Source organism: Streptomyces roseoverticillatus, from assembly GCF_000719265.1.
GTDB classification, from domain to species: domain Bacteria; phylum Actinomycetota; class Actinomycetes; order Streptomycetales; family Streptomycetaceae; genus Streptomyces; species Streptomyces roseoverticillatus.
In genome coordinates this window covers 276,905-284,722 of the sequence record NZ_JOFL01000019.1, presented here as the reverse complement: position 1 = coordinate 284,722, position 7,818 = coordinate 276,905, and the positions used below count along the sequence as shown (strand labels likewise).

7 protein-coding genes and 1 pseudogene are annotated in these 7,818 nt (G+C 70.8%); 6 read left to right on the top strand and 2 right to left on the bottom strand.

What is annotated here, in order from left to right; all coding sequences use genetic code 11:
- The first annotated feature begins 121 nt into the window (after nt 1-121).
- From IF61_RS0123780 to IF61_RS0123755, 6 genes and pseudogenes are all read left to right on the top strand, one after another.
- On the top strand, nt 122-1,294 hold the full coding sequence (locus IF61_RS0123780) for an acetoin utilization protein AcuC (protein WP_030368548.1): 1,173 nt from the start codon (nt 122-124) through the stop codon (nt 1,292-1,294).
- Nucleotides 1,295-1,634: 340 nt separating this feature from the next.
- Nucleotides 1,635-2,444: pseudogene (locus tag IF61_RS0123775) on the top strand (phosphatase); the annotation flags it as partial.
- 128 nt (nt 2,445-2,572) lie between these two features.
- Nucleotides 2,573-2,782 carry a helix-turn-helix domain-containing protein gene (locus IF61_RS0123770; RefSeq protein WP_123975194.1) on the top strand — a complete coding sequence of 70 codons (210 nt, stop codon included), beginning with the start codon at nt 2,573-2,575 and terminating at the stop codon, nt 2,780-2,782.
- Between the two features lie 110 nt (nt 2,783-2,892).
- On the top strand, nt 2,893-2,991 hold the full coding sequence (locus tag IF61_RS34475) for a 30S ribosomal protein bS22 (RefSeq protein WP_003948845.1): 99 nt from the start codon (nt 2,893-2,895) through the stop codon (nt 2,989-2,991).
- A 247-nt stretch (nt 2,992-3,238) separates the two neighbouring features.
- Nucleotides 3,239-4,285: an NAD-dependent epimerase/dehydratase family protein gene (locus IF61_RS0123760; protein WP_030368545.1), complete on the top strand. Its 1,047-nt coding sequence runs from the start codon at nt 3,239-3,241 to the stop codon at nt 4,283-4,285.
- A 14-nt stretch (nt 4,286-4,299) separates the two neighbouring features.
- Nucleotides 4,300-5,364 (top strand): lysophospholipid acyltransferase family protein, encoded by a 1,065-nt coding sequence (locus tag IF61_RS0123755; protein ID WP_030368544.1) that lies wholly within the window; start codon nt 4,300-4,302, stop codon nt 5,362-5,364.
- A gap of 198 nt (nt 5,365-5,562) precedes the next feature.
- On the opposite strand, the gene IF61_RS0123750 is transcribed toward IF61_RS0123755, so the two are convergent.
- Together IF61_RS0123750 and IF61_RS0123745 are read right to left on the bottom strand one after the other, a co-directional pair.
- Complete coding sequence (locus tag IF61_RS0123750; protein ID WP_030368543.1) at nt 5,563-6,771, bottom strand: DUF5667 domain-containing protein; 1,209 nt, start codon at nt 6,769-6,771, stop codon at nt 5,563-5,565.
- 205 nt (nt 6,772-6,976) lie between these two features.
- Nucleotides 6,977-7,813 (bottom strand): ECF subfamily RNA polymerase sigma factor, BldN family, encoded by an 837-nt coding sequence (locus IF61_RS0123745; RefSeq protein ID WP_030368542.1) that lies wholly within the window; start codon nt 7,811-7,813, stop codon nt 6,977-6,979.
- Between the last annotated feature and the right edge of the window lie 5 nt (nt 7,814-7,818).

The window sequence follows — 7,818 nt, the reverse complement described above, 5'->3', positions numbered from 1 at the left end:
CATGGGGGACCGTGTGGGAGAGTAGGACGCCGCCGAACAATTTTTAGAGAAAGCCCTGGTGGGAACCTTGAGTTCCCGCCAGGGCTTTTTCGCGTTTACTCACTCCTATAGCGTGGCCCCCATGAGCGGCCGTGCGCAGTTGATGTGGGACGAGGCGGTAACGGGCTACGACTTCGGGCCCGGTCACCCCATGGATCCCGTACGGCTCGCCCTGACCATGCGTCTGGTCGAGGCCCTCGGCTTGGACCGGGCGCTCCGCGTCACCGCCGCCCGGCCCGCCGGCGAATCCACGCTGCGGCTGGTGCACCGCGAGGACTACATCGCCGCCGTCCGTGCCGCTTCTGCCGACCCGGCCTCCGCCGACGGCTCGTACGGGATCGGGACGGCCGACGTCCCGGCCTTCCCCGCAATGCACGAGGCATCGGCCCTCATCGCCGGACAGTCGGTGGCCGCCGCCGAAGCCGTATGGAGCGGTGAGGTCCAGCACGCGGTGAACTTCGCCGGCGGGCTGCACCACGCGATGTCCGGCGCGGCCTCCGGGTTCTGCGTCTACAACGACGCCGCCCTCGCTGTCGCCCGGCTCCTGGAGCTCGGCGCCGAGCGGGTCGTGTACGTGGACGTGGACGTGCACCACGGCGACGGCGTCCAGGCGGCGTTCTGGGAGGACCCGCGCGTCCTCACGATCTCCCTGCACGAGCACCCCAGCACCCTCTTCCCGCAGACCGGCTGGCCCGATGAGACCGGGGCCCCGTCCGCGGAGGGCAGCGCCGTCAATGTGGCCCTGCCGGCGGGCACGGGCGATGCGGGCTGGCTGCGGGCCTTCCACGCTGTGGTGCCCGAGCTGGTGGCGGCCTTCCGGCCGCAGGTGCTCGTGACCCAGCACGGTGCGGACACCCACTTCGAGGACCCGCTGGCCCACCTCGCCGTCTCGCTCGACGCCCAGCGCCTGATCGCCGACTCCTGTCACTCCCTGGCACACGAGCACGCGGACGGGCGCTGGGTCGCCCTGGGCGGCGGCGGGTACGCCGTCGTGGACGTCGTGCCGCGCTCCTGGGCCCACCTGGTGGCGATCGCTGCTGGGGCGCCCGTGGCCTCTGAGACGGCTGTGCCGGAGGAATGGCGGGCCGAAGTGTACCGGCGCACCCGGCAGTTGGGGCCGCACCGGATGACGGACGGAGTCCGGCCCGAGTGGAAGGACTTCGTGGATTCCGGTTACGACCCGGCGGACCGGCTGGACCAGGCGATCCTCGCCACCCGGCGGGCGGTCTTCCCGGCCCACGGCCTCCTGCCGTGACCTGCGCGAGCCGTGTCCGGGCAGCCCCCCGGCTCCGGTCCCGCAGTTCCCGCGTAGCGCCGGCAGCTCCCTCGTACTCCTCGAGACGTCATTAGGCCGACTGTGGGATCCCTGAGCGAACCCGCCCCGCCCCACGCCGACTTCCGTCAGCATCGGAAGCGTGCTGCCGACCCGGCCGAGTGCTTCGTGTTCCACCGTCCCCACCACCTCCACCGTCCCCACCACCTCCACCGTCCCCACCACCTCCACCGTCCCCACCACCTCCGCGGTCCCCACCACCTCCGCGGTCCCCACCACCTCCGCGGTCCCCACCACCTCCACCGATCCCACGGGCACCCCGACCCCCGCTTCCCTCCGCACCCACCTCCTCCGCTCCGGTCTCGCCGGCGTCGTATCCACCACCCGGGAACGGAGTCTGAGCCGGTATCGGATGTTCGTGGCCGGGGATCCCCGGGCGCTGCTCGGTCTGGAGCCCGAACGGTGCTGGCGGCTGGGGGACTTGTTGCAGCTGATGGCCCGCAAGTGCGGGGTTTCGGCCGATCCCGCCCACACCTCGGGGCAGGATGTCATCGACCCCGACCGTACGATCGTGGCACTGGATGCCTTTGCTGACCGGCTGTCAGCAGTGGCCGAAGCCGGTGCTCCGGTGCTCATCGGGACCGGTCATCCGCACCGGCTCCTGGACTTCTACGCCTCCTTGGCCGCCGCCCTTTCGGCGGCGGGATGTCCTGTCCTCAGCCCGGCGCAGGGTCGAAGTGTCGACATAACGACCCGGTTCGGGGTACGTACCTACAACCTGGACTACGTTCGAGGCGTCGCGCTGGTGCGTGAACCCGGCGCGCGTGGGTGCGCAAGTGAGCCGGGCGTACATACGCATTCTCCGCTCCCGCTTCGGGTGGCCCTGGGGGCGGCGATGGACGGTGACGGACCGCTGCCGGCGATGGTCATCGGAGACCACGGTTGGCTCTGCGGGGCAGGTCAGCTGGGTGTTGAGGCCATCGGCCCGGCCGACGCGGACGACCCCGCGCCGTTCGTCGGACAGGCGGAGGGACGGGTGTCCGTCGCCGTTCCGCTTGATGACACTGTGCGGTCTGATTACTACCGACCGCTTACTCGCTATGTACTCAATCGAGCGTGTCTGTCACAGTAGGCGGCCGATGGCTGCTCCTCTTCCCCACTCGCATCACCCGCCCCTAACCTGGGGAGTGAGCGCGCAGCGACGAGGAGTCACCGGAGGGGAAGCCGGTGCGCGTCATGTGCGGAAGGTTCAGGTGTGTCATGGCTGCTGACCAGAGGCCTCTCAACGAGGTCGTGTTCCTGACCGTGGCGGAAGTCGCCGCGGTGATGCGAGTGTCCAAGATGACCGTGTACCGGCTGGTGCACAGCGGTCATCTGCCGGCGATCAGGGTGGGCAGGTCGTTCCGGGTCCCGGAGCAAGCGGTGCACGAGTACCTCCGAGAGTCCTACGTGGGGGTGGAAACAGCCTGACGGGGGCCCTGGATTACGCTGATCGCCCGGTGCCGGGTAGGCTGGCCCGATGTAGGTCGTGTGGGCTCGGACGCCCCGCACCGAGTGAATCGATGTAAGCGAGGGTAGTCGTGGGCTCTGTTATCAAGAAGCGGCGTAAGCGGATGGCCAAGAAGAAGCACCGCAAGCTGCTCAAGCGCACGCGCGTTCAGCGTCGCAACAAGAAGTAAGCGGCACGCCGCTGTGTTCGTCCCGCAGCCCTTCCACCGATCATGGTGGGAGGGCTGCGGTGCATTGTGGGCGCGCGTGGACGCGTTGCGGTGAGTAAAGCTTCGGCTACGGCTTGAAATGTAGCTCCGCGCATCGGCTGGTCATCACAGCGCAACAACGACCCGCTACGGTGGCCGCGGCAGCACCACTCATGGGTCGGGTCCTGGGCTGATCGTGGGCAATCGTGGGCAGAGGAAGGCGCTGATCTTGGGCAAGGTCGTGCTCGTCACCGGAGTCGCACGGCAGCTGGGAGGCCGGTTCGTCCGCCGTGTCCAGCGCGAGCCCGATGTGGACCGGGTGATCGGGGTGGACGCGGTGCCACCCGGGCACCATCTCGGCGGGGCCGATTTCATACGGGCGGACATCCGCCATCCCAGGATCGCGCGGGTTCTGGCCGAACACGGTGTGGACACGGTGGTCCACATGGATGTGAACGGCACCCCGCTGGGCAAGCGCGGCAGCCGGGCCACGGTCAAGGAGACCAACGTCATCGGCACGATGCAGCTGCTCGGTGCCTGCCAGAAGACGCCGTCGGTGAAGCGGCTGGTGGTCAAGTCCAGCACGAATGTCTACGGGTCCGCGCCACGCGATCCGGCGATCTTCACCGAGACCACGCCGCCCAAGTCGCTGCCCAGCGGTGGCTTCGCCAAGGACGTGGTCGAGGTCGAGGGCTACGTGCGCGGCTTCGCCCGCCGCCGGCCCGACGTGGCGGTGTGCGTGCTGCGCTTCGCGAACATCCTCGGGCCGTGCGCCGACTCGCCGCTCGCGGAGTACTTCGCGCTGCCCGTGCTGCCCACGGTCCTCGGCTTCGACCCGCGGCTGCAGTTCGTCCACGAGGACGACGTCATCGAGGTGCTGCGGATCGCCTCCGGCGAGCCGCGCAGGGGCACGCTCAACAGCGGCACGTTCAACGTCGCGGGCGACGGGGTGCTGCTGCTCTCCCAGGCGGCGCGCCGCCTCGGGCGCCCCACCCTCCCCTTCTTCCTGCCGACCGTCACCTGGGTCGGCTCCGCACTGCGTTCGGTCGGCGTGACGGACTTCTCGCCCGAGCAGATCCGGCTCCTCACCCATGGGCGGGTCGTCCGGACCACCCAGATGCGCGAGACCCTCGGCTTCGACCCGCGCTACACCACGGCGGGCGCCTTCGAGGACTACGCGCGCAGCCGGGGCCCCGGGCTGCTGCCGCCCGAGACCTTGGCCCGTACCGTCGACCGGATCGCCGCGGCACTGCCTGCCGGCCGCGGCCAGAAGTGAGGAGCGCACCCACCATGGCGGACGCGAAGGTCATCCCGTTCGGCGGCGAGGAGCCGCGGTCCAAGCGCGGCAAGGGCAAGCGGCCGGGGCGGGCCCGTACGAGCCGGATGTCGTCCTCCCTCGCGCCCGTGCCGCCGCAGCGGTACCTGGACCGGGCCGAGGACGCCCAGGGCGCGTCCGAGGAGCACGCGGCCGCGGTGGCGGGCACGGACGGGCAGGCGGCGGAGGCGGCGCGGTCCGGCGGCTGGGACCGGAAGCTGGCGCACGGGCTGAGCTTCCTGCGGCGGCGGATCACCGGCGAGTACGAGGTCGACGAGTTCGGTTACGACGAGGAGCTCACGGACCAGGTCCTGATGTCCGCGCTGCGGCCCTTCTACGAGAAGTACTTCCGGGTCGAGGTGAAGGGCATCGAGAACATCCCGGACAAGGGCGCGGCCCTGGTCGTCGCCAACCACTCCGGCACGCTGCCGGTGGACGGGCTGATGCTGCAGGTCGCGGTCCACGACCACCACCCGGCGGCCCGGCACATCCGGATGCTCGCCGCGGACCTGGTCTTCATGCTGCCGGGCGTCAACGAGATCTCCCGGAAGCTCGGGCACACGCTCGCCTGCGCGGAGGACGCCCAGCAGCTGCTGGAGCGGGGCGAGGTGGTCGGCGTGATGCCGGAGGGGTTCAAGGGGATCGGGAAGCCGTTCTCGGAGCGGTACAAGCTGCAGCGGTTCGGCCGGGGCGGCTTTGTGTCGACGGCACTGCGTGCCGGGGCGCCGATCGTGCCGTGCTCGATCGTGGGGGCCGAGGAGATCTATCCGATGCTCGGCAACTCTCGGACGATGGCCCGGCTGCTGGGGATCCCGTACTTTCCGCTGACGCCGTCGTGGCCCTGGCTGGGGCCGCTGGGGCTGGTGCCGCTGCCGACGAAGTGGACGATCCAGTTCGGAGAGCCGATCCCGACGGACGGGTATCCGGCGGAGGCGGCGGACGACCCGATGCTGATGTTCAACCTGACCGACCAGGTACGAGAAACGATTCAGCACACGCTCTACAAGCAGCTCGTGCAGAGGCGATCCGTGTTCTTCTGACCGGCCCACGGCCGACTTTCCTCTGACCGGCCCCCGGCCGCCTTCTTCTGACCGGCCCCCGGCCGACGGATGGAGTCCGGCGCAGGCATAGGGCCAAGCAGCTCGTGCAGCGGCGGCCGGTGTTTCTTCTGATCCCGGAATCACCGGATGATCCCGGAATCACCGGAAGTCTCAGAAGAAACACCGACCGCCTCGGTCCTACTTCGGGTCCTCGCCGCCTTGGATCCCCAGCCCGGGGATGATCTGCGGCAGCACCGGCGGGATGTCGATGCTCGGCTGCTTGGCCGGCTTGCTGTCCTTGCTGCGGGGCGTGCCTCCCGGGGTGGCGCTGCCGGGGGGCGACGGGGGCTTGAGCAGCCCCGTGCCGCCGAGGAGGCCCTCGTGCTCCTCATGGGCGCCCGGGGACGCCGGCTGCTGCTTGCTGCCGCCCGCGTGCTTGCCGCCGCCGCTGGCCGAGGCGGACGGCTGCGGGGAGTGGCGCGCGGTGTGCCCGGACGTGCCGGCCCGGTCCGTCTCGGACTGGGCGGGGGAGCCGTGCTTGCCGTGGTGCGCGGGGGGCAGCAGGGACCGCAGCGAGCCGACCTCATCGTCTATGGCCGAGAGGACCGAGCTCACTTCGGCGCCCACATCGGCCAGTTGGACCGGGAGCTTCCCGCGGAGCTGGTCCCAGCTCTCGCGGTGCGAGGACGCGAAGCTGGAGAGCCGCTGGATGGGCCCGATCGAGCGGTCGTGCTTGTAGGCGGTGTGGAGCAGGCGGTGGCCCTCGGAGGCGTCCTGGCGCATGCCGGAGAGGGTCCTGCGGATCTCGCCGAGGACCTCGTGGTCCAGGTGGCCGCCCAGCTTGCCGCGCTCCATCAGGCGGCGGGCCTCCTGCAGGCGGGTCGAGGCCCGGTCGAGCAGCAGGCTGCCGCGGTCGGAGTCGTCGTCGGCCATGCCGAGACGGAGATCCTCCATGCCGCGCTTGAGCGGGTAGAGCGAATCGCCGGGCAGGGCATTGGAGCTGGCCGCTGCCACGCCGCCGAACGCGCCCGCCGCCACGCCCACGGTCAGGCCGCCCGCCGCGAGCCCCTTGGACCAGCGGGAGCGCGGCCGGAGCCGACCCAGGGCACGGTGGGCGCCGCGGCCCGAGCGGCGGGTCTTCTGCTCGGGGATCGCCGCGGAGTCACCCCCGGCGAACTGGGTCTCCATGGCAGCGATGAGCTGCGCCCGCTGCACGACCCTGGTCTCGGGGTCGAGACCGGGCCGGGGTAGTTCTCCGAGCCGGCCCGTCAGGGCCAGCAGCCTGCCCTGCTCGCCGCCTTCGGCCGGCGGATCGGGCTCTGTGGCCGCCGTGCCCTGGACTTCCTGATGCTCCAGGGACTGGGCGAAGGCGTTCGCCCGCCGGTGCGCCGATACGTTCGCGATCACAGGCGGCACCTCCTCTCGTCATGACGGTCGACTCCTCTGAACACCTGGAGGGTTGCACGCCGTGATGAGCATCCACTCGATCGAGTGAGTGGCTGCGGGCATGGCGTGACCGCAGGGAGTCTGCATCCCGCACAACGACGGGCGCATCGGGCGGGTTACGCGTCCCGGACGATGTGACCGCTGGTGAGTGAACGCTTGCAAATGGTTAACGCGCGTCGTCGGGCAGGAGGCGGGCCAGGGTGCGGACCGCCCGGTACTGGAGGGTCTTGATGGCGCCCTCGTTCTTGCCCATGACGCGGGCGGTCTCGGCGACGGAGAGCCCCTGCAGGAAGCGCAGGGTGACGCACTCCTGCTGCTGGGGATTGAGCTTGCGCACCGCCTCCAGCAGCGCGGCGTTGGACAGGGACTCGAGGACGGAGTCCTCCGGGCTGCGCTCGACCTCATTGGCGTCGAGCATCTCGCCGGTGGTCACCTCGAGCCGGAACCTTGACGACTTGAAGTGGTCGGCGACCAGATTGCGGGCGATCGTCACGAGCCAGGCGCCGAAGTCGCGCCCCTGCCAGGTGAAGGTGCCGATGCGGCGCAGGGCGCGCAGGAACGTCTCGCTGGTGAGGTCCTCCGCGGTGGCCCGGCCGCCGACCCGGTAGTAGATATAGCGGTAGACCGTATCGGCGTACTGGTCGTAGAGGCGGCCGAAGGCCTCGGCCTCCCCGGCCTGGGCGCGCTCGACCAGGTCGAGCATGCGGGCGCTGTCGCTGTCCGCACTGGGGCGGCGCGTTGACGTGGCGGAGCCGGAGGACGCGGCGGACGGCGCGGTGGCCGCACCGCCGCGGCGGGCGGCCCGTCTGCCCACCGCCGCGCTGCTTTCGGCGAGGGCGTAGCAGGGGCCGGCGTGACCGGCGCGGCCGCCTCCTGCGGCAGGGGCGAGCGTGGCGAGGGCGGGGACGGCATACGCGGTGGGGACGAAGCCGCGCAGGCGGTCGAGGACCGTAGCGCGAAGCGTAGCCAGGCCCGAGGCGTCAACCCCGACGTGTGGGTACACGGGAC